Source organism: Microbacterium sp. UCD-TDU (genome assembly GCF_000340625.1).
In the GTDB taxonomy this organism is placed as follows: Bacteria; Actinomycetota; Actinomycetes; order Actinomycetales; family Microbacteriaceae; genus Microbacterium; species Microbacterium maritypicum.
The window spans coordinates 968573-987947 of record NZ_KB454447.1; the positions used below are offsets into that span (position 1 = coordinate 968573).

20 protein-coding genes are annotated in these 19375 nt (G+C 69.7%); 8 read left to right on the top strand and 12 right to left on the bottom strand.

The annotated features are described in order from the left end of the window. Positions 1–12: 12 nt before the first annotated feature. Genes D514_RS34985 through D514_RS35000 form a run of 4 tightly spaced genes read left to right on the top strand, consistent with a single transcriptional unit; the run spans position 13 to position 3411 of the window. Positions 13–963, top strand: a complete 951-nt coding sequence (locus D514_RS34985; protein WP_017831061.1) for an ABC transporter permease — start codon at positions 13–15, stop codon at positions 961–963. Continuing rightward, positions 960–1829 (top strand): ABC transporter permease, encoded by an 870-nt coding sequence (locus tag D514_RS34990; RefSeq protein ID WP_017831062.1) that lies wholly within the window; start codon positions 960–962, stop codon positions 1827–1829. The genes D514_RS34985 and D514_RS34990 overlap by 4 nt, the downstream gene beginning before the upstream one ends. After that, positions 1826–2614: an ABC transporter ATP-binding protein gene (locus D514_RS34995; protein WP_017831063.1), complete on the top strand. Its 789-nt coding sequence runs from the start codon at positions 1826–1828 to the stop codon at positions 2612–2614. The genes D514_RS34990 and D514_RS34995 overlap by 4 nt, the downstream gene beginning before the upstream one ends. Next, positions 2614–3411, top strand: a complete 798-nt coding sequence (locus D514_RS35000) for an ABC transporter ATP-binding protein (protein WP_051056629.1) — start codon at positions 2614–2616, stop codon at positions 3409–3411. The genes D514_RS34995 and D514_RS35000 overlap by 1 nt, the downstream gene beginning before the upstream one ends. Before the next feature lie 30 nt (positions 3412–3441). On the opposite strand, the gene D514_RS35005 is transcribed toward D514_RS35000, so the two are convergent. From D514_RS35005 to D514_RS35015, 3 genes are read right to left on the bottom strand one after another with little or no spacing between them, the layout of a single operon-like run. Then, a complete protein-coding gene (locus D514_RS35005) occupies positions 3442–4059 on the bottom strand; it encodes a GNAT family N-acetyltransferase (protein ID WP_017831065.1) in 618 nt (205 codons plus the stop codon). 4 nt (positions 4060–4063) lie between these two features. Continuing rightward, the gene (locus D514_RS35010) at positions 4064–4777 is read right to left on the bottom strand and encodes a uracil-DNA glycosylase (RefSeq protein WP_017831066.1); all 714 of its coding nucleotides are present in this window, start codon (positions 4775–4777) and stop codon (positions 4064–4066) included. Between the two features lie 2 nt (positions 4778–4779). Continuing rightward, the gene (locus D514_RS35015) at positions 4780–5562 is read right to left on the bottom strand and encodes an SDR family oxidoreductase (protein WP_017831067.1); all 783 of its coding nucleotides are present in this window, start codon (positions 5560–5562) and stop codon (positions 4780–4782) included. 195 nt (positions 5563–5757) lie between these two features. Here D514_RS35015 and D514_RS35020 point away from each other — a divergent pair, with 195 nt between their 5' ends. The 3 genes from D514_RS35020 (at position 5758) to D514_RS35030 (ending at position 9479) form a co-directional block, all read left to right on the top strand. Then, positions 5758–7080: a bifunctional o-acetylhomoserine/o-acetylserine sulfhydrylase gene (locus tag D514_RS35020; protein WP_017831068.1), complete on the top strand. Its 1323-nt coding sequence runs from the start codon at positions 5758–5760 to the stop codon at positions 7078–7080. A 124-nt stretch (positions 7081–7204) separates the two neighbouring features. Continuing rightward, positions 7205–8149: an endonuclease/exonuclease/phosphatase family protein gene (locus tag D514_RS35025; RefSeq protein WP_017831069.1), complete on the top strand. Its 945-nt coding sequence runs from the start codon at positions 7205–7207 to the stop codon at positions 8147–8149. A 124-nt stretch (positions 8150–8273) separates the two neighbouring features. Then, positions 8274–9479 (top strand): homoserine O-acetyltransferase, encoded by a 1206-nt coding sequence (locus D514_RS35030; protein WP_017831070.1) that lies wholly within the window; start codon positions 8274–8276, stop codon positions 9477–9479. A 10-nt stretch (positions 9480–9489) separates the two neighbouring features. Here the strand turns inward: D514_RS35030 and D514_RS35035 are convergent, their stop codons facing one another. The 6 genes from D514_RS35035 to D514_RS35060 are packed head-to-tail and all read right to left on the bottom strand — an operon-like array spanning position 9490 to position 14234. Next, positions 9490–10101, bottom strand: a complete 612-nt coding sequence (locus D514_RS35035; RefSeq protein ID WP_017831071.1) for an NUDIX domain-containing protein — start codon at positions 10099–10101, stop codon at positions 9490–9492. Positions 10102–10110: 9 nt separating this feature from the next. Beyond that, entirely contained in the window at positions 10111–11340 is a 1230-nt protein-coding gene (locus tag D514_RS35040; RefSeq protein WP_017831072.1) for an MFS transporter, read from the bottom strand. Between the two features lie 4 nt (positions 11341–11344). Further along, a complete protein-coding gene (locus tag D514_RS38770; RefSeq protein ID WP_017831073.1) occupies positions 11345–11827 on the bottom strand; it encodes a GNAT family N-acetyltransferase in 483 nt (160 codons plus the stop codon). Next, positions 11820–12164, bottom strand: a complete 345-nt coding sequence (locus D514_RS38775) for a thiamine-binding protein (RefSeq protein WP_017831074.1) — start codon at positions 12162–12164, stop codon at positions 11820–11822. Before D514_RS38775 ends, D514_RS38770 begins: the two co-directional genes overlap by 8 nt. Positions 12165–12168: 4 nt before the next feature. Continuing rightward, the gene (locus D514_RS35055) at positions 12169–13404 is read right to left on the bottom strand and encodes a hypothetical protein (protein ID WP_036323530.1); all 1236 of its coding nucleotides are present in this window, start codon (positions 13402–13404) and stop codon (positions 12169–12171) included. Continuing rightward, positions 13401–14234 carry an NAD(P)H-hydrate dehydratase gene (locus tag D514_RS35060; RefSeq protein ID WP_017831076.1) on the bottom strand — a complete coding sequence of 278 codons (834 nt, stop codon included), beginning with the start codon at positions 14232–14234 and terminating at the stop codon, positions 13401–13403. The genes D514_RS35055 and D514_RS35060 overlap by 4 nt, the downstream gene beginning before the upstream one ends. Positions 14235–14290: 56 nt before the next feature. Here D514_RS35060 and D514_RS35065 point away from each other — a divergent pair, with 56 nt between their 5' ends. Next, positions 14291–15358 carry an NADH:flavin oxidoreductase/NADH oxidase gene (locus D514_RS35065; RefSeq protein ID WP_031206299.1) on the top strand — a complete coding sequence of 356 codons (1068 nt, stop codon included), beginning with the start codon at positions 14291–14293 and terminating at the stop codon, positions 15356–15358. Between the two features lie 69 nt (positions 15359–15427). Here the strand turns inward: D514_RS35065 and D514_RS35070 are convergent, their stop codons facing one another. From D514_RS35070 to D514_RS35080, 3 genes are all read right to left on the bottom strand, one after another. Further along, entirely contained in the window at positions 15428–16489 is a 1062-nt protein-coding gene (locus D514_RS35070) for a hemolysin family protein (RefSeq protein WP_017831078.1), read from the bottom strand. Beyond that, the gene (locus D514_RS35075; RefSeq protein WP_017831079.1) at positions 16486–17805 is read right to left on the bottom strand and encodes a hemolysin family protein; all 1320 of its coding nucleotides are present in this window, start codon (positions 17803–17805) and stop codon (positions 16486–16488) included. Before D514_RS35075 ends, D514_RS35070 begins: the two co-directional genes overlap by 4 nt. A gap of 113 nt (positions 17806–17918) precedes the next feature. Further along, a complete protein-coding gene (locus tag D514_RS35080; protein ID WP_017831080.1) occupies positions 17919–19373 on the bottom strand; it encodes a GuaB1 family IMP dehydrogenase-related protein in 1455 nt (484 codons plus the stop codon). Positions 19374–19375: the final 2 nt, after the last annotated feature.

Consider the following 19375-nt stretch of genomic DNA (forward strand, 5'->3'; position numbering starts at 1 on the left):
GGTCACCCCTTCGTGATCCGCTACGCGCTCGTCCGAGGAGCCCTGCTCATCGCAGGGCTCCTCGTCTCGAGCGTGCTCATCTTCCTGACTCTGCGCGTGTTCCCCGGAGACGTCGCGCAGCTCATCGCGGGCACGCAGGCCTCCCCCGTGGAAGTCGAAGCCCTCCGTGAGTCCCTCGGTCTGAACCGTCCTCTGCTCGCCCAGTACACGGACTGGATCGGGGGGATCTTCCGCGGCGACCTCGGCACCTCGTTGCTGTCGGGAGCATCCGTCGGGGAAGAGCTGTTCCTCAAGGCCCAGGTCACCGTTCCGCTGGGGGTCATGTCGCTGCTGATCGCCGTCCTCATCGCGGTGCCCTTCGGCATCCTGGCCGCACTCCTGCGCAACCGTCGCGGCGGCACCGCACTCAGCGTCGGTGCCCAGACGCTGGCCGCCGTACCCGTGGTGTGGGCCGGCATGATGCTCATCGTCGTGTTCTCGGTCTGGCTGGGGTGGCTTCCTCCGCAGGGCTTCCCCCGCACCGGCTGGTCGACCCCGGGGAAGGCGATCGAGGCCCTGCTGCTCCCCGCCTTGACGATCGGCATCGTCGAGGGGGCGATGCTCATGCGATTCGTCCGCAGCGCGACGTTGCAGGCCGCCGGCCAGGACTTCGTCCGCACCGCCGCGGCGAAGGGCCTCACCCGCACCCGCGCTCTCATCCAGCACGGCATCCCCGCTGTCGGCCTCTCGATCATCACGGTGCTCGGCTTGCAGGTGGCCGGCATCATCGTCGGATCGGTGGTGATCGAGCAGCTGTTCACCCTGCCGGGGATCGGACGCATGCTCGTGGCTGATGTCGGCACCCGCGACCTCATCAAGGTGCAGAGCGAACTGCTGGTGCTCACCGGCTTCGTGCTGGTCGTGGGCTTCCTGGTCGATCTCCTGCACCGCGCGATCGACCCTCGGCAACGGGAGACCGCATGATTCCGCGCTGGCTCGCCCGACTCTGGGCCACCTCGACAGGGCGCTTCGGGATCATCGTCGTCGCGGTGATCGCCGTCGCCGCTCTCGTGTCGCTGTTGTGGACGCCGTTCGACCCGCAGGCCTCGGACATCGGCGACCGCTGGCTGCCGCCGAGCTGGCCGCACCTCCTCGGCACGGACGACACCGGACGCGACATCCTGAGCCTGCTGATGGCGGGGGCACGCACGACGGTGTTCGTCAGCGTGGGCGCCGGCATCGTGGCCACCGTGGTGGGCGTCGCCCTCGCCGCGCTGGGAGCGCTGACGGCGCGCTGGCTGCGAGAGACCGTCGCCGTGCTCGTCGACATCCTGATCGCCTTTCCCGTGCTGCTGATCGCCATGATGATCTCCTCCGTCTGGGGTGGTTCGCTCTGGGTCGTGATCTGGGCGGTGGGCATCGGATTCGGCGTGAACATCGCGAGGGTCACCCGGCCGGAGCTGCGCCGCGTGCAGCAGAGCGACTTCGTCCTGGCCGCGCGAGCCGCAGGACTCACTCCCTCCCAGAGCCTCGTGCGCCACCTGCTTCCGAACGTGGCGCCGGTCTTCATCGTGCAGCTGTCGTGGTCGATGGCCGTCGCCGTCCTCGCCGAGGCCGGACTGTCCTACCTGGGCTTCGGCGCTTCCGTGGTCGAGCCGAGCTGGGGCCTGCTGCTCGCCGATCTCCAGCGGTACATCGGGGTGCATCCGCTCTCGGTCATCTGGCCTGGACTCACGATCACGATCACCGTGCTCGCCCTCAACCTGCTGGGCGACGGCCTGCGCGAGGCGACCGATCCCACCCTGCGGCATCGCGCCGCCGAGATCCACACCCCGGGGGTGGTCGCATGAGCCTGTCGGTGCACGACCTGGTGATCGAGATCGACGGACGAACGGTGGTCGACGGCGTCTCCTTCGACGTGCCGGACGGCGCTCGACTCGGTCTGATCGGCGAGTCCGGCTCCGGCAAGTCGCTCACCGCCCTCGCGGCGCTGGGCCTGCTCCCCGACGGAGCGACCGCGAGCGGCAGCATCCGCTGGGACGGCACCGAGCTGATCGGGATGCCCGATCGCGAGCTCGCCCGTCTGCGCGGCGACGACATCGGCATCGTGTTCCAGGAACCGCGCACCGCTCTGAACCCCATCAGGACGGTCGGTCGGCAGATCGCGGAGTCGATCCGCATCCATCAGGGACTCGGCCGCCGCGAAGCCAGGGAGCGGGCGATCGTCGAGGCCGCCCGCGTCCGGCTGCCCGATCCCGAGTCGATCGTCGACCGCTACCCCCATCAGCTCTCCGGCGGCCAGAGGCAACGCGTCGCGATCGCGATGGCGCTGGCCTGTCGCCCACGCCTGCTCATCGCCGACGAGCCGACGACTGCGCTCGACGTCACGATCCAGGCCGAGATCCTCGCCCTGCTGCTGTCCCTCGTCGCCGACGAGGGGATGTCCCTCGTCTTCATCACCCACGACCTCGCCGTGCTCGCCCAGGTCGCGACCGAGGGCGTCGTGCTCGAACACGGGCGGGTCGTCGAGGCCGCTCCGGTCTCGGCCCTCCTGTCGACCCCTGCGTCCCCGGTCACCCAGGGACTGCTGCGAGATGCGACGGCGACGCTGTGGCGACCGGACGGGGACGCCTGATGCACCTGATCGAAGCCCACGGACTCGGACGGGACTTCTTCGTCCCGAAGCGCTCCGCCTTCGAGCGCACCAGGACCCAGACCGCCCTGGCCCCCACCGACCTCGATGTCGTCGAAGGATCATCCGTCGGCATCATCGGCGAGTCCGGATCGGGAAAGTCCACCCTGGTGAGACTGCTCCTGGGGCTCGACCGAGCGACCTCCGGCACCGTCCGCATCGACGGTCGTGAGGTGGACGCCACAGCATCGGCGAAGTCTCTGCACTGGCTGCGCCGGGAGACCGGGCTGGTGTTCCAAGACCCCTACGCGTCGCTCGATCCCCGCATGACGGCCGGTCAGATCGTCCGGGAGCCGCTCTGGGCGCTCGGTGTCGAGGGCGACCACCGTGCGCGGGTCCGCGAGGTGCTCGCGCAAGTGGGTCTGGAACCGGAGATGGGCGACCGCTACCCGCACGAGTTCTCGGGCGGACAGCGGCAGCGGATCGCCCTCGCGCGGGCGATCGTGCATCGCCCGCGGATCCTGGTGGGCGACGAACCGCTGTCGGCGCTCGACGTGACGGTGCGTGCGCAGATTCTCGACCTGCTGATCGAGCTGCGACGGACGAGCGATCTGACCCTCGTGCTCGTCTCGCACGACATCGGCGTCGTGCAGAACCTGTGCGACACGGTCGTCGTGATGAAAGACGGGCGGATCGTCGAACGAGGCTCCACGAAGGATGTGCTCCTGCACCCCGAACAGGACTACACGAAGAAGCTCCTCGCGGCGATCCCCGTGATCCCCGGCTCTCCCGGGCAGTGATCCCACGCCGGTTCGAGCGGACGCCGCCCGTCAGCGCCGCGCGCCGAACAGACTCCCCCGTCGCCGTCCTGTGGGCTTGAGCACGCGGCGCATGTAGACGGTGCCGAGATCGCGGCCGAACTTGTATCCGACGCGCCCCATCCGTCCGGCCTCGACGAAGCCGAGCTTCTCGTGCAGCCGGATCGACGCCTCGGCGCCGTGGTCGCTGATGACCGCGACCATCTCGCGCAGCCCGATCTGCTCGCAGGCGTCGATGAGCGCCTGCAGCAAGGCCGCACCCAGGCCCTTGCCTCCGGCGCCGGGACCGAGGTAGATCGAATCCTCGACCGTGTACTTGTAGGCGTTCTTGCCCGCCCAGGGCTGCGCGAGCGCGTAGCCCATCACCTCACCGCCCGGCGACACCGCGACGAGGAACGGAAGCTGCAGCCTGGTCAGCAGCGCGTACTTGTCCCGCCAGTAGGGGATGCTGCTGCGCCGCTCGTCGAGCGTCACGGCCGAGTTGCTCACGAAGTGGTTGTAGATCTCCCGCACGTGAGGGAGATCTGCGGGCCGGACAGCACGGATCGTGTAGGAGAAGACCTCCGGGGCAGGTGCGGGCCGAAGATGGCGCGGCAGAACGCGGCGACGGTCCCCCGGCTCGAACTGCATGCGCTCAGCTTAGGGACGGACCGGCTTCGCCTTCCACTCTCCAGTCGACCGGATCGGCTCCCTGCTCCTCGAGCAGCGCGTTCGCGCGCGAGAACGGGCGGGAACCGAAGAAGCCGCGACGGGCCGAGAGCGGAGAAGGATGCGCCGATGCGATCACCGGCGTTTCGCCCAGGAGGGGCTGCAGGCTGGCCGCATCCTTCCCCCACAGGATCGCGACGAGGGGCTGATCACGGGCCACGAGCGCGCGGATCGCGAGCTCGGTGACCTTCTCCCACCCCCAGCCGCGGTGCGAGGCAGCGACGCCCGGGCGCACCGTGAGCACGCGGTTCAGCAGGAGGACGCCCTGTTCGCTCCACGCGGTGAGGTCTCCGTGCGGTGCCGGCGGGATGCCCAGGTCGCTCTCGCGCTCCTTGTAGATGTTCGAGAGGCTGCGCGGAAGCGGACGCACGTCACGCTCGACGGCGAACGACAGCCCGATGGGATGCCCCGGAGTGGGATAAGGATCCTGCCCGGTGATCAGCACGCGCACGTCCGAGAGAGGACGACGGAAGGCCCTGAGCACGTTCTCACCGGAGGGCAGGTAGCCGTGGCCCGCCTCCTGCTCGGAGCGAAGGCGTTCCCCGAGGGAGGTGATCGTGTCCTGGACCGGGGCCAGTGCATCCGCCCAGCCGGCGTCGATCCGCCCGTCCGCGGCGAGCTCTGCCAGGGTCTGCGCCATCGTCAGTCGATGGACCGCACGCGCAGCGGACCGCGGGCGAGCAGATGCTGTGCCGACTGCGCGACCGGGCGCATCGTGATCAGATCGAGGTTCACATGGCCCGGGGACTCCAGCGCATAGGCGATCACATCGGCGACGTCGTCGGCGAGGAGCGGGGCGTCCACGCCCGCGTACACGGCTTCGGCCGCGACGGAGTCGCCACCCAGTCGGTTGAGCGTGAACTCCTCGGTGTGCACCATTCCCGGTGCCACCTCGACCACACGGATCGGCTCGCCGTTGAGTTCCTGACGCAGGACCTTCACCAGCATCCCCTCGGCGGCCTTCGCGGCGTTGTAGCCCGCGCCCCCGGCATACGCGTTCTGCGCGGCAGTGGAGGTGACGAAGATCGTGTCGGCATGGCCGTCGGCGGCGGCCGCGCGGCGCAGCAGCGGAAGCAGACCGGCGACGAGGCGCTGACTGGCCAGGACGTTGGCGTCGAACATCCACTGCCAATCCTCGACCGAGGCGTCCTCGATGCGGTCGGTGCCGCGGGCACCTCCGGCCACCTGCACCAGCGCGTGCACCGGGCCCGACCTCTCGAGCTCGCCCACGAGTGCCTCGACGGCCGCGGCGTCCGTGAGGTCGCAGGCGATGGCCGAGGCTCCGGTCTCCGCGGCGAGCGCTGCGAGTCGATCCTCGCGCCGCGCGACGCCGACGACGTCCCATCCCCGGGCGCGCAGCGCCCGCACCGTCGCTGCGCCGATGCCCGAACTCGCACCTGTCACCACTGCACGTCTGTTCACCATGCCTCCACCGTACGGCGTTCTCCCCGGATTGCAGACTCCCCCACGGGGCTGTCGCGGATCCCTCAGCCCCGTGATTCCGGGCCTCCGCTCTGTTACGTCACATTTCCCACCTGTTGTTGACACGCACCGATATTCCGTACTCTCGCAGCAACGGCATCCGCCACCCGACCTTCCGACCACTTCTGGGGGAACCACATGTCCGCACCCGAGTCCTGGCGTTTCGAGACCAAGCAGATCCACTCGGGCGCTGCCCCCGACCCGGTCACCAAGGCACGTGCCACGCCGATCTACCAGACCACCTCCTACGTGTTCGACAGCGCGGACCACGCCGCCAACCTGTTCGCCCTCGCGGAGTTCGGCAACATCTACACCCGCATCCAGAACCCGACGCAGGACGTGTTGGAGCAGCGTCTCGCCGCTCTCGAAGGCGGCACCGGAGCCCTCGTCCTCGCCAGCGGCCAGGCCGCATCGACCTTCGCGGTCCTGAACATCGCCGAGGCCGGTGACCACTTCGTCGCCTCCAGCTCGATCTACGGCGGCACGTACAACCTCTTCAAGTACACGCTCGCGAAGCTCGGCATCGAGGTGACATTCGTCGAGAACCAGGACGACCCCGAGGAGTGGCGTCGCGCGGTCCGCCCGAACACGAAGCTGTTCTTCGCGGAGACGATCGGCAACCCGCAGATCAACATCCTCGACATCCGCACTGTCGCCGACGTCGCACACGAGAGCGGCGTCCCGCTGATCGTCGACAACACGATCGCCACCCCGTACCTGATCCGTCCGTTCGAGTTCGGCGCCGACATCGTCGTGCACTCGGTGACGAAGTTCCTCGGCGGTCACGGCACGACCATCGGCGGCGTCATCATCGACGGCGGAAAGTTCGAGTGGTCGAAGAACGTCGACAAGTTCCCCGGCCTCACGGTTCCGGACCCCTCGTACCACGGCGCCAGCTACACGGCCGCGGTCGGCGACGCCCTCGCCTACATCATCAAGGCCCGCGTGCAGCTGCTCCGCGACCTCGGCTCGGCGATCGCCCCGCAGAGCGCCTGGAACCTCATCCAGGGAGTCGAGACGCTGTCGCTGCGCATCGAGCGTCACGTGCAGAACGCCCAGGAGATCGCCGAGTGGCTCGACAGCCGTGACGACGTCGCGACCGTCAACTACTCGGGTCTGCCCTCCTCGCCCTGGTACGCCAAGGCGAACGAGTACGCCCCCAAGGGCGTCGGCGCCGTGCTGTCGTTCGAGCTCAAGGGCGGAGTCGAGGCGGGCCGCGAGTTCGTGAACAGCCTGTCCCTGTTCAGCCACCTCGCCAACATCGGCGACGTGCGCTCGCTCGTCATCCACCCCGCATCCACCACCCACGCGCAGCTGACGCCCGAGCAGCAGCTGACCGCCGGTGTGACGCCGGGCCTCGTCCGCCTCTCCGTCGGCATCGAGAACGTCGACGACCTCAAGGCCGACCTCGACCAGGCTCTCGCCGCGGCACGCCGTGTGTCGGAGGCCGCGCGCGCCTGACCCGCTCGCACTGTGAAGATGCCCCGGAGCTCACCGCTCCGGGGCATCTTCACGTGCACGGCTCGCTCGTCCGGCTGACCCACAGGCGGTTCCGTCGAGAATGGGATACCGCCGTGAGGAGAGCATGATCGACGTCGAACACCGACCGCCGCGCATCCGGCGATCCGCCACCGCCGCCGCGCGGTGGATCGCCGTCGCCAGCGCCGCGCTGCTGCTGGTCGTGGCCTGCGGCTGGATCCCGGGTGTCGTCGGCACCGCGGTCTCCGCCGTGCTCCCCTGGCTCGGGCTCGTGCTTCTCGCACTGGTGGTCGCTGCGCTTCTCCGCGCGCGCAGGGTGATCGTGCTCGTCCTGGTTCCCGCCCTGCTGTGGGTGCTGGCGATGGCACCGGCGTTTCCCGGACTCCCCGGTCAGACGAGCGCGGAGTCGGCATCCGCATCCGCGTTGACGGTCGTGAGCCAGAACGTGCGCGCACGATCCGGTGGAGCCGCCGCGTCCGCGACCGAGCTCGCGCAGAGCGGTGCCGACGTGATCGCGCTCGTCGAGCTCGACGGAGACAGCCTCTCGGTCGCTCAGAACGCCCTCGCCGCCGACTACCCGCACTCGTACACGGTGGGAACCGTCGGCGTCTGGAGTCGGTATCCGCTCGCGAACGCCGAGCCGCTCACGCTGGGGCTCAGCTGGAAGCGGGCGCTCCGCGTCGAGGTGCAGGCCCCGTCGGCTCCGGTCGCCGTGTACGTGCTGCACGCCGCATCGGTGCGGCCGGGACACCAGCAGGACCGCGACACGATGCTGAGCGGAATCGCGGAACAGGTCGCCGTCGATCCTGCAGAATCGCTCCTCGTCGTCGGCGACTTCAATGCGCCGTCGACGGATCCGAGCCTGTCCGCTCTGCGGGCGGAGGCCGACGGGGTGCGTCCGACCGACGGGACGCTCGGGTTCACGTGGCCCGTCGCCTTCCCCCTCGTGCGCATCGACCAGGTGTTCGTGCGCGGTCTCGACGTCGTCACCTCGACCACGGTGCGGGCGGGCAACAGCGATCACCTGGCCACCGTGACCCGAGTGCGCTGATTCCGAGTCGGCTGAGCCCGAGTGCGCTGGGCCCCACGTCTCGATCGGCAGTCTCAACGACGCGGCACGACGGTCGGATCGTAACCTGCCACCGACAGGCTCCGCACCAGGCGAGAATGGGGACATGGACTGGCAGACGACCTCCGAGGACACGGTGCCGTCGGCACCCGTGACGGAGGCCGACGTCCGGCTGCTCCGTGCCCGCCCGCCGGCGACCGGCGCATGGCGGGACGGAGACCCCGTGGGAGGACGACGCTTCGCCGCCTCCGGGCCCTTCTCCACCGAGAGCGGTGCGCAGCTGCCCGCCATCCGCATCGCCTACGAGTCCTGGGGCGAGTTGAACACCGCCCGCGACAACGCCGTCCTGGTGCTGCATGCACTCACCGGAGACAGCCATGTGCGCGGCCCTGCAGGCGCCGGTCATCCCACCGGCGGCTGGTGGGAGGACATCACCGGTCCCGGTGCTCCGCTCGACACCGACCGCTGGTTCGTGATCGCCCCGAACATGCTGGGAGGCTGCCAGGGCTCGACGGGGCCTGCGAGCGTCGCCCCCGACGGCTACGAGTGGGCCTCACGCTTCCCGTACCTGACCATCCGCGACCAGGTCGCCGCGCAGGTGCGCCTCGCAGATGCTCTGGGCATCGAGAGCTGGGCAGCCGTGATCGGCGGCTCCATGGGAGGCATGCACGCGCTGGAATGGGCGGCCACGCATCCCGAGCGCGTGCGGCGACTCGCTGTGCTCTCGTCGCCACCGGTGACGACTGCCGACCAGATCGCGCTCAACACGGTGCAGCTGGAGACCATCCGGATGGATCCGCGATTCCAGGGTGGTGAGTACTACGACCTCGGTGACGGCGAGGGTCCGCACCGCGGCCTCGCCTTGGCACGGCGCATGGCACTGCTGAACTACCGCAGCCCGATCGAGCTCAACCAGCGCTTCCAGCGATCCTGGCAATCGGATGTCTCGCCCCTCGGCCACGGCGGTCGCTTCGCGGTGGAGTCGTACCTCGACTTCCACGGCAACAAGTTCACCCGCCGTTTCGACGCGAACAGCTACATCACGCTCGTCGAGGCCATGAACTCGCACGATGTCGGCCGCGGGCGCGGTGGTGTCGAGGAGGCGCTGCGTGCCGTCACCGCGACCACGCTGGTGCTCGGCATCGACAGCGACCGCCTCTTCCCCGTCGACGGGCAGCAGCGCATCGCGCGCAGCATCCCGAACGTCATCGACGACGAGGCGGTGGTCATCACCAGCGACTTCGGGCACGACGGGTTCCTCATCGAGACCGAGGCCGTCGGCACGAACCTGCGCCGTCTGCTGGACAGCTGATCCCGCCCGCTCAGGTCTCGATGTACCGCCACGGCAGGGCACCGGCTTCCAGGCGTCCCTGATCCCAGGCGAAGGCGCGGCCGGCATCGGAATCGAGGACCCTGGTCCGGAACAGCTGCGCGACGCCGTTCGCGGCCACGGCAGCGGCGACATCGTCGAACACCGAGAGCTGGTGGAGGGTGATCCACGTCGGGGGATACAGCGTCCACTCCCCTGCCGCGTGTCTGGCGAGCGCCTCCGCCGGCCGCACCCAGGCGATCTCCGCGACCTCGTCCGCAGAGGGCGAGGGCTCCTCATCCGGCGCCTCCGCCAGGAAGAACCATGTTCGGATGCGGGTGGGGGCCTCGAGCGGCGGCTGCCACTGCGACAGCGGCACGAGATCAGCCACTGCGAGCCCCACCTCCTCGCGGGTCTCCCTGATCGCGGCGCGGCGGGCGTCCTCGACCTCCTCGTCGCCGTCGCGCACGTCGCCGGGCTCGACCTTGCCCCCGGGGAAGACCCAGGCTCCCGCGAAAGACCCGCGATCCGGGCGCCGCATCAGCAGCAGTTCGAACCCCGGGTCCGCTGCGCGCAGCACCACGACGGTGCCGGCGACGGGCAGGGACGACTCGGGGGCGCTCACCCCGTCACTCTACGACGCGACCAGCTGCGTCGCCGCAGCGCGATGCCCTTCGACGCGATACGACAGCAGCGCGATCAGCAGGCCGGCCCCGGCGAGCGCTGCGCCCGTCCACGCCGGTGCGGTGAAGCCCCAGCCCGCGGCGATCACGACGCCGCCGAGGAACGCGCCCAGGCTGTTGCCGATGTTGAGCGCCGAGTGGTTCATGGCCGCCGCGATCGACTGGTTGTCGCCCGCCACATCCATGAGCCGCGTCTGGATCGTCGGGCTCAGCACCGACGACACGAAACCGACCACGAGCACCACCGCAGCCAGGCTGACGATCCAGAACGAGAGGAAGGCCAGCAGCGCGAAGACGACGGCCATCGCGGCGAGGCCGAACAGCAGCGTGCGGCGCAGATCGATGTCGGCGAGGTGACCGCCGACCAGGTTCCCCGCCGTCATCCCGAGTCCCATCAGCACGAGGACGATCGGCACCACCCATTCGGGCGAACCGGAGACCTCCGTCACCAGCGGGGCGATGTAGCTGTAGACGGCGAAGAATCCGCCGAAGCCGATGGCGCCGACACCGAGCGTGAACCACACCTGCGGGATGCGGAACACCCGCAGCTCCTGGCGCATCGTGCGGCCGGGGTCCCCGGGATGCTCCGGGACGAAGACGGCTATGCACAGCGTCGCGAGAGCGAACACGAGCGCCACGACCGCGAAGGCGGAGCGCCAGCCCCACTGCTGCCCGAGGAACGTTCCCAACGGCACGCCGATGACGTTGGCGACCGTGAGCCCGGTGAGGATGAAGGCCACGCCCTTGGCACGGTTGCCCGGTCCCATCACGTCCGCGGCGACGAGCGCTCCGATGCCGAAGTAGGCGCCGTGCGGAAGCCCCGCGAGGAAGCGGGACGCGGCGACGAGCTCGAACGTGGGCAGCACGACCGTGAGCGCGTTGAACACCGTCAGGGCGAGGGCCAGCACGATCATCACACGATGCCGCGGATAGCGGGCGACGAAGCCGGCGATGGTCGGTGCACCGACAACCACGCCGAGCGCGTACAGCGAGATCAGCCAGCCGGCCTGGCTCAGAGCGTCTTCCTGACTGGTCGCCCAGAGCGAAGGCAGCAGGTCGGCGGCGATGTTGGGCAGCAGACCCATGACCACGAACTCGGTCATGCCGATGCCGAAGCTGCCGATGGCGAGAGAGAGGAGCGCCCACTTCGCCGCACCCCTCGATGGCGTCGAGGGATTCACCGGATCAGCTTAGCGGCCGTCGCGGGTGCGCGACCGCCCGGCCCGTCCGCTCCCGCGTCATGAACACGTCCACGTCGTCCTGAGAGTCGACGACGAACCCGTGACGCTCGTAGAGGCTGCGCGCTGGACTGCCCTGGAGCACGTTGAGCCGGTACAGCCCGTCGTCATCGAGGATCATCTCCAGGACCCGGCTGCCGACGCCCCTCCCCTGGTGCGAGGCGTCGATGTAGAGGTGCTCCAGCCAGGAGGCGTCTCCGTCGGGGCGGAGAGCGACAGAACCGACGTCCGCGGCGTCCACGACGATGATCCGCGTGTACGCCGGCTCGAACGCATCGCGGAACCGCTGCCGGACGCGCTTCTGGTCATAGCGCCCCAGCCGCTCCAGGTCGGCGCGGAGCACGTCGGCCCGCAGCTCGGCGATCCACTCCGCATCCTCGGCGAGCGCCGGTCGGAGAACGATCGACGAGAGCGGAACGGGATCAGTCACCGGACTCCTCGACGACTGCCTCCTCGATCGCGCTCTCCAGACGTTCGATCTTCGCGTCGAGCTCTCCTGAGTACCCCGGGCGGATGTCGGCCTTGAGCACGAGCGAGACCCGCGACCCGAAGGGCATGACCGCTTCGGTCGCGCGCTTGACGACGTCCATGACCGTGTCCCAGTCCGGGCCCTCGATCTCGGTGAACATGCTCGTGGTGCGGTGCGGCAGCCCCGATTCGCGCACGACGCGCACGGCTGCGGCCACCGCGTCGCGCACGGAGGCGTCGGTGCGCTCTGCACCATCGGCGGGGGTGCCGCTGGGGGCGACGGAGAAGGCGATCAGCATGGGTTCACTCCTGGGGGCGGGGATGACGGACGGGCACCCGCATGAGAGCGCGGATGCCCAGGACGAGCAGGACGACGAGAAGCACGTTGCGCACGGTGAGCACGGCCACGGAGAGGGCATCGGCCCGCAGCAGCGCGTCGTAGCCGAGCGGATAGACGAGGCAGGTGAGCAGACAGAGGGCGAGGACGACGACGGCCGGTGTGCGCGCCCTCACCCGATCGAGCACGAGCCACAGGATGACCGGGGCGATCAACCAGGTCTGGAACTGCGGTGAGCCGACCTTGTTGGTGACGATCAGCAGCGTCACCAACGTGAGAGCGAGCGGAGGGAACAGCCGCGGGAACGTCGCACCGCGCACCGCCTTGAGCGCGCCCACCGCGGTGACCGCCAGCACGGAGACAGCCATGAGCGGTGTGAGCGCGGCGGCGACGGCATCGACACCGGGTGCGGCGATCTGGAAGGTCAGAATCTCGAAGCTGTACTCGATACGGGCGGCCCCGGCGACCGCGAGCCACAGGAAGGGCGTGGCGGCCACGGCTTCGATCTGCAGCCCTCGTCCGGTCTGCTCCGTCAGGAACCCGAAGATCTCGGTGTCCGCTCCGAGCAGCAGCAGCGTCGCGACGACCCCGGCGGTGACCACCGCTGCGGCGAACAGCACCCGCATCCGTGCCCGGAGCGCGACGACGGCCGCGAGGACGAGCGCACCGGGCCAGATCTTGATCCAGGCGCCGATCGTGAGAAGCGCGGCGCCGACCGCCGGCCGCGACACCAGCCAGAGTCCGCCGATCACGGCGATCGGGACGGTGATCGCATCGATCCGATAGAGCGCGATCGGCCCGAGCAGAAGCACGGCCGCGCACCAGAACCAGGCGGCGATGCGTCGAGCGCGCGCGGGAGAGCGCCCGATGAGCACACCGAAGGCGATCACGTCGAGGATGACGACCAGGGCCGCCCACCCCACCAGGTACGCGCTGGACACGCCGAGCAGAGGCACGAGCGGGGCGGAGAGAGCGGCGGCGATGAGCATCGGCACGAGGGCGAGCTGGGGGTAGACCCAGGTCTCGTCGATGCCGACGATGCCTCCTCCGCCGAGCGCCGAGGTCGCCCAGGGCTCGTATACGAGCACGACATCGCCCATCGGCTGGCTGGGATACACCCAGCCGAGCCAGGCCGTGAGCAGGTGCACGAGGAAGAAGACGCACCACAGCGCGACCACCCTGCTCGTCGACGTGCGATTCACGCGAGGACGTCCGCAATCGCGTGCGGCAGTGCTGCCGCGACATCCATCGCGACGATCGGATGCCCCGTGCCGCCGTCGCGGGTCCCGGCGGCGATCCGCCCGGCATGGCCGTGCACCCACGCTCCCGCCGCGGCGACTTCGGCGATCGGTCGTCCGGGGTTCGCCGCGAGTACCGCACCCAGTACTCCGGCGAGCACGTCGCCCGTCCCTGCGGTCGCCAGCCATCCGGTCCCCGCATCCACGGCGATGACGTCTCCGAGGGGGGACGCGATCAGCGTGCGGGATCCTTTGAGCAACACGGTGCCGCCGAGCCTGTCCGCGATGTGCTGGGCGGCCTGTGCACGATCCTCCTCGGTCGAGGAGACGCCGAGGCGCTCCTGCAGCCGTGCGAACTCACGCGCGTGAGGCGTCACGAGGAACGGTGCCGTCGTCCCCTCGGCGAGATCGAGCGCTCCGGCGTCGATGACGACGGCCGCGGGGCCGGTGAGGATGTCGCGCAGCGCGGTGGTCTCCGCGGCGCTGCGGTGCGTCGGGTCGGTCCCCGAGCCGATCACCCAGGCGTCGACCCGGGCGCGACCCGTATCCGCGCCGGTGACGGTCTCCGGACGCCGGGCGAGCACGGCATCGGCAACCCGCTCCGCCCCGATGTAGCGGACGAAACCGGCTCCTGCGCGCCATGCCGCCTCGACGCCGAGGACCGCGGCTCCGGGATAGGCGGGTGATCCGGTGCGAAGAGCCACCACACCACGGGCATACTTGTCGTCGTCCGCGGTGGGCACACGGAACAACCGCGCCGTGTCGCCGCGTGTCCACTCGCGCACTTCGACCATGACTCCACGTTAGTGCGACGGCCCGTCCCGCACCCGCAGAGCGGTAGCGTCGAAGCGTGAGTGTTCTCTTCTCCCCGCTGCGGATCCGTTCCGTCACCTTCCGCAACCGTCTCTGGGTATCGCCAATGTGCATGTACAGCGCTGCGGACGGCGTGGTGCAGGAGTGGCACCACACCCACCTCGCCCAGTTCGCATCCGGCGGCGCCGGGCTCATCGTCGCCGAGGCGACGGCGGTCGTTCCCGAAGGCCGGATCTCGCCGCGTGATGTGGGCCTGTGGAAGGACGCGCAGCGCGACGCCCTGGCCCCCATCGTCCGGGCGATCCACGATCGCGGAGCGCATGTGGGGATCCAGCTCGCCCACGCCGGCCGCAAGGCGTCGACGTGGTGGCCCTGGGCTCCCGAGCGCGGGTCGGTGCCGACGGCAGAGGGAGGGTGGACGACAGCCGCGCCCTCGGCCATCGCCTTCGACGGCTTCGATGCGCCGGTCGCCCTCGACCTGGCAGGCATCGACCGCGTGGTCGAGGCGTTCGCCGCCGCAGCGCGACGTGCGGTCGATGCCGGGTTCGACGTGCTGGAGATCCATGGCGCGCACGGCTACCTCCTGCACCAGTTCTTGTCCCCGCTGTCGAATCTGCGCGACGACGAGTACGGCGGATCGCTCGAGAACCGCGCCCGGCTGCTGCTGCGCGTGATCGACGCCGTCCGTGAGGCGGCGGGTGACGACCTCCCGCTGTTCGTCCGCATCTCCGCCACGGACCACGCCGATGGAGGCTTCACGCCCGAGGAGGCGGCGATCGTCGGCGACTGGGCGGTGCAGCACAGCGCCGACCTCATCGACGTCTCCAGCGGCGGCCTCGTCGCGCACCAGCGGATCAGCGTCTTCCCCGGGTACCAGGTGCCTCTCGCCGAGACCGTGCGTCAAGGCGGTCGGATCCCCGTGTCGGCCGTCGGTCTCATCACAGCGGCCGCCCAGGCCGAGCGGGTGCTCGCCGATGGCGCGGCCGATGCGATCTTCGCCGGCCGGGAGTGGCTGCGCGACCCGCACTTCGCTCTTCGCGCCGCCCATGAGCTCGACGCCGACATCGCCTGGCCGCCGCAGTACGAACGCGCGCGCCTGCGCTGAGTCTCCTCGGCACGATGAAGGCCGCCGGTCCCCTGAGGGGCCGGCGGCCTTCATCGTCGCGAGCGACGATCAGCGTCCGCGGAAGCGACGGGTCGCGTCCTGCACCTCTCCGACCAGTTCCTCCAGGATGTCCTCCAGGAACAGCACAGCGGTGGTGTTCCCCTGTGCGTCGCGCACCTTCGCCAGGTGCCGACCGGCACGACGCATGACCGCGAGAGCATCTTCCAGATCCGTGTCCTCCTGCACCGGCACCATGTGGTGGATGCGCTTGGCCGGAACCGGCTCGATCATCTTGGCCTCCGCGTCCGGGCCCTCGGATGCGCGAAGGATGTCCTTCAGGTGCACGTAGCCGATCGGCACGGACTCGTCGTCGACGATCACATAGCGCGAGAAGCCGTAACGGGCGACCGCCTTCTCGATGTCCTCGGGCGTGGTCGACTGCGGCAGCGTCACCAGATCGCTCAGGGGGACGGCGACGTCGCGTGCCTTCTTGTCGGTGAACTCCACCGCAGCGGCGACGGTTCCCGCCGTGTCCATGAGCACCCCCTCGCGACGCGACTGGCTGACGATGGTCGCCACCTCGTCGAGCGTGAACGTGGATGCCGCCTCGTTCTTCGGCTCGACCCGGAACAGGCGCAGCACGCCGTTCGCGGCCGCGTTGAGCACCCAGATCACCGGCATGAACACCTTCGACACCCACACCAGCGGCGGGGCCAGGAACAGCACGGCCCGATCAGGCACCGAGAACGCCAGGTTCTTCGGCACCATCTCGCCGAACACCACGTGCAGGAACGACACGATCAGCAGCGCGATCGTGAACGAGACCGCGTCGACCGCGCCATCGGGCCAGCCGAGCGCGTGCAGCGGCACGGAGAGCAGGTGGTGGATCGCCGGCTCCGAGACGTTCAGGATGAGCAGCGAACAGATCGTGATGCCCAGCTGCGACGTGGCGAGCATCAGCGTGGCGTGCTCCATCGCGTACAGGGCGGTCTTGGCCGCGCGCGAACCCTGATCGGCGAGAGGCTCGATCTGCGACCGCCTGGCCGAGATCACGGCGAACTCGCCGCCGACGAAGAAGGCGTTCGCGACCAGGAGCACGACGAGCCAGGCGAGTCCTCCCCAATCGCTCATCGGGTCACCTCCTCATCGACGTCGTCGAGCGGTCGCGGAACGTAGCGCACCCGATCCACCCGTCGCCCGTCCATGCGCACCACCTGCAGCACACCACTGTCGAGCGGCACCTCGTCACCGACCGACGGGACGCGCTCGAGCACGCTCATGACATAACCGCCCACCGTGTCGTACACGTCGCCCTCCGGCACTTCCACACCGGCACGACGACGCAGCTCATCGGGTCGCAGCTCACCGGGGAACGTGATGCCCTCCCGGTTGCGGATGACTCCGGCCCTGGTGCGATCGTGCTCGTCGGCGACCTCGCCCACGAGCTCCTCGACGAGGTCTTCCAGGGTCACGAGACCCGCTGTGCCGCCGTACTCGTCCACGACGATCGCGAGCTGGTAGCCGCGGGCGCGCAGCTCCGCGATCAGGGCGTCGACGTGTACCGTCTCCGGCACGCGGAGCGGCTCCGTCGCGAGAGCGCCGACGGGAACCTCGGTACGACGATCGCGCGGCACCGAGATCGCCGCCTTGAGGTGCACGACGCCCATGATGTCGTCGAGGTCGTCGCCGTAGACCGGGAAGCGGCTGTGGCCCGTGCGTCGCGCGAGCTGGATGACGTCATCCACGGAATCGCCGGCGGCGATCGCGTGCATGCTCGGCCGAGCGGTCATCACGTCGTCGGCCGTGAGCCGCGAGAACATGAGGGTGCGATCGAGCAACGATGCGGTGTCGGCCTCCAGCAGGCCCGCGTTGGCGGACCGTCGCACGAGCGAGGACAGCTCCTCCGCGCTGCGGGCGCCGGAGAGCTCTTCCTTCGGCTCGATGCCCATCCCGCGCAGCACGCCGTTCGCGCTGCCGTTGAGAACCACCACGGCGGGCTTGAACACCGTGGTGAACGCGATCTGGAACGGGATCACGAGCTTCGCGGTGGCCAGGGGCAGTGCGAGGGCGAAGTTCTTGGGGACGAGCTCGCCGAGGATCATCGAGAGCACCGTCGCCACCAGCATGGCCACGATGGTCGCGATCGGCGCGACGGCGGCCTCAGGGATGTTCCAGGCGATGAAGGTCGGGCGCAGGAGGTTCGACAGCGCCGGCTCCATCGTGTAGCCGGTGAGCAGCGTCGTCAGCGTGATGCCGAGCTGCGCGGCCGACAGATGCGTCGACGTGTGCTTGAGAGCGCTGATCGTGAGCGAGAGCCGGGATTCGCCGCGCGCCTGCCTGGCCTCGAGCTCGGCGCGATCGAGGTTCACCAGTGCGAACTCGCTCGCGACGAAGAGGCCGGTGCCGACCGTGAGCAGGAGCCCCACGCCCAACATGATGTAGTCCATCAGAGGTTCCTCTCCGGTGAGAGAGGCAGACAGTGGGGCGATGTTCTACAACTGGGAGGGTCGTCCATTATGCCGACGATTGTACCGAAGACAGCGGGGTGTGCGCTCGACGATCACCAGCTGACCGGCAACGCCTTGCCCTCCTCGTAGCCGGCCGCCGACTGCAGCCCCACCACGGCGCGTTCGTGGAACTCGGGCACGGTCGCCGCCCCCGCGTAGGTGAAGGACGAGCGCACGCCGGAGGTGATCATGTCCAGAAGATCCTCGATGCCCGGACGCAGCGGGTCGAGGTAGATCTTCGACGAGGAGATGCCTTCGGCGAAGAGTTCCTTGCGGGCACGCTCGTAGGCGTCGAGACGTCCGAAACGTGCCTGGACCGCCTTGGTCGAGGCCATGCCCCAGGATTCCTTGAACAGACGCCCGTCGGCATCGCGCTGCAGCTCCCCCGGCGCCTCGATCGTGCCGGCGAACCACGATCCGACCATGACGGAGGCCGCACCGGCGGCGAGGGCGAGCGCCACATCACGCGGGTAGCGCACCCCGCCGTCGGCCCAGACATGCGCGCCGAGCTCACCTGCCGCCTGGGCGGTCTCGAGCACGGCGGAGAACTGCGGGCGTCCGACCGCCGTCATCATGCGGGTGGTGCACATCGCGCCAGGACCGACGCCGACCTTGAGGATCGACGCTCCGGCATCCACCAGGTCGGCCACGCCGTCGGCGGTGACGATGTTGCCTGCCACCACGGGCAGGCCGAGATCGAGTTCGGCGACGGCGCGCAGAGCCCGCAGCATGCCCTCCTGGTGGCCGTGTGCGGTGTCGACCACCAGCACGTCGACACCGGCGGCGGCGAGTGCCTTGGCCTTGGCCGCGACATCGCCGTTGATGCCGACGGCGGCAGCGACAGCGAGACGCCCGTCGGCATCGACCGCCGGACGGTAGAGCGTCGAGCGCAGCGCGCTGCGGGCGCTCAGCGTGCCGACGAGATGCCCGTGGTGCACGACCGTCACCATCTCGACGCCCGCGTCGGTGATCACATCGAACGCGTGCCTCTCCGAACCGATGTCGTCGGCATCGATCGACGGCGTGCCGTGGTGCACCAGGTCGCCGAGCTGCGCATCGGGAAGCGCCGTGGCCAGTCTGGTCGCGGGGAGGATGCCGAGGATGCGCTCGACGCCGATCGGCGCCGCGCCACGGGCGACCACGATCCCGTGGCCGCTGGCCGCCGGGAGCAGACGAAGAGCATCGGCAGCCGATGCCTCCGGCGGCAGCACGAGAGGCGTGTCCCAGAGAACCGGCTGCGACTTGACCTCGCGGATCGCGGCGTCCAGATCCTGCAGCGGCATGTCCTGCGGCAGGACGCCGAGTGCGCCACGCCGCGCGAGCACCGCCGCGATGCGGGGGCCGGTCACGGAGTTCATGTTCGCGGCGACGAGCGGCAACGTCGCCGGCGTGCCGTCCTGCGGGGCGAGATCGACCTGCAGACGGCTGGTGACGGCGGATCTGCGCGGCACCAGGAAGACGTCGGAGTAGGTCAGATCGACGGTCGGCTGCTCTCCAGAGAACTTCATGC

Coding starts and splice junctions, on each gene's coding strand:
- D514_RS38775 (WP_017831074.1), bottom strand. CDS start 12,164: ATGCTGATCGCCTTCTCCGTCGCCCCCAGCGGCACCCCCGCCGATGGT.
- D514_RS35030 (WP_017831070.1), top strand. CDS start 8,274: ATGGACTGGCAGACGACCTCCGAGGACACGGTGCCGTCGGCACCCGTG.
- D514_RS35010 (WP_017831066.1), bottom strand. CDS start 4,777: ATGGCGCAGACCCTGGCAGAGCTCGCCGCGGACGGGCGGATCGACGCC.
- D514_RS35015 (WP_017831067.1), bottom strand. CDS start 5,562: ATGGTGAACAGACGTGCAGTGGTGACAGGTGCGAGTTCGGGCATCGGC.
- D514_RS35080 (WP_017831080.1), bottom strand. CDS start 19,373: ATGAAGTTCTCTGGAGAGCAGCCGACCGTCGATCTGACCTACTCCGAC.
- D514_RS34995 (WP_017831063.1), top strand. CDS start 1,826: ATGAGCCTGTCGGTGCACGACCTGGTGATCGAGATCGACGGACGAACG.
- D514_RS35060 (WP_017831076.1), bottom strand. CDS start 14,234: ATGGTCGAAGTGCGCGAGTGGACACGCGGCGACACGGCGCGGTTGTTC.
- D514_RS35005 (WP_017831065.1), bottom strand. CDS start 4,059: ATGCAGTTCGAGCCGGGGGACCGTCGCCGCGTTCTGCCGCGCCATCTT.
- D514_RS35070 (WP_017831078.1), bottom strand. CDS start 16,489: ATGAGCGATTGGGGAGGACTCGCCTGGCTCGTCGTGCTCCTGGTCGCG.
- D514_RS35000 (WP_051056629.1), top strand. CDS start 2,614: ATGCACCTGATCGAAGCCCACGGACTCGGACGGGACTTCTTCGTCCCG.
- D514_RS34990 (WP_017831062.1), top strand. CDS start 960: ATGATTCCGCGCTGGCTCGCCCGACTCTGGGCCACCTCGACAGGGCGC.
- D514_RS35020 (WP_017831068.1), top strand. CDS start 5,758: ATGTCCGCACCCGAGTCCTGGCGTTTCGAGACCAAGCAGATCCACTCG.
- D514_RS35025 (WP_017831069.1), top strand. CDS start 7,205: ATGATCGACGTCGAACACCGACCGCCGCGCATCCGGCGATCCGCCACC.
- D514_RS35075 (WP_017831079.1), bottom strand. CDS start 17,805: ATGGACTACATCATGTTGGGCGTGGGGCTCCTGCTCACGGTCGGCACC.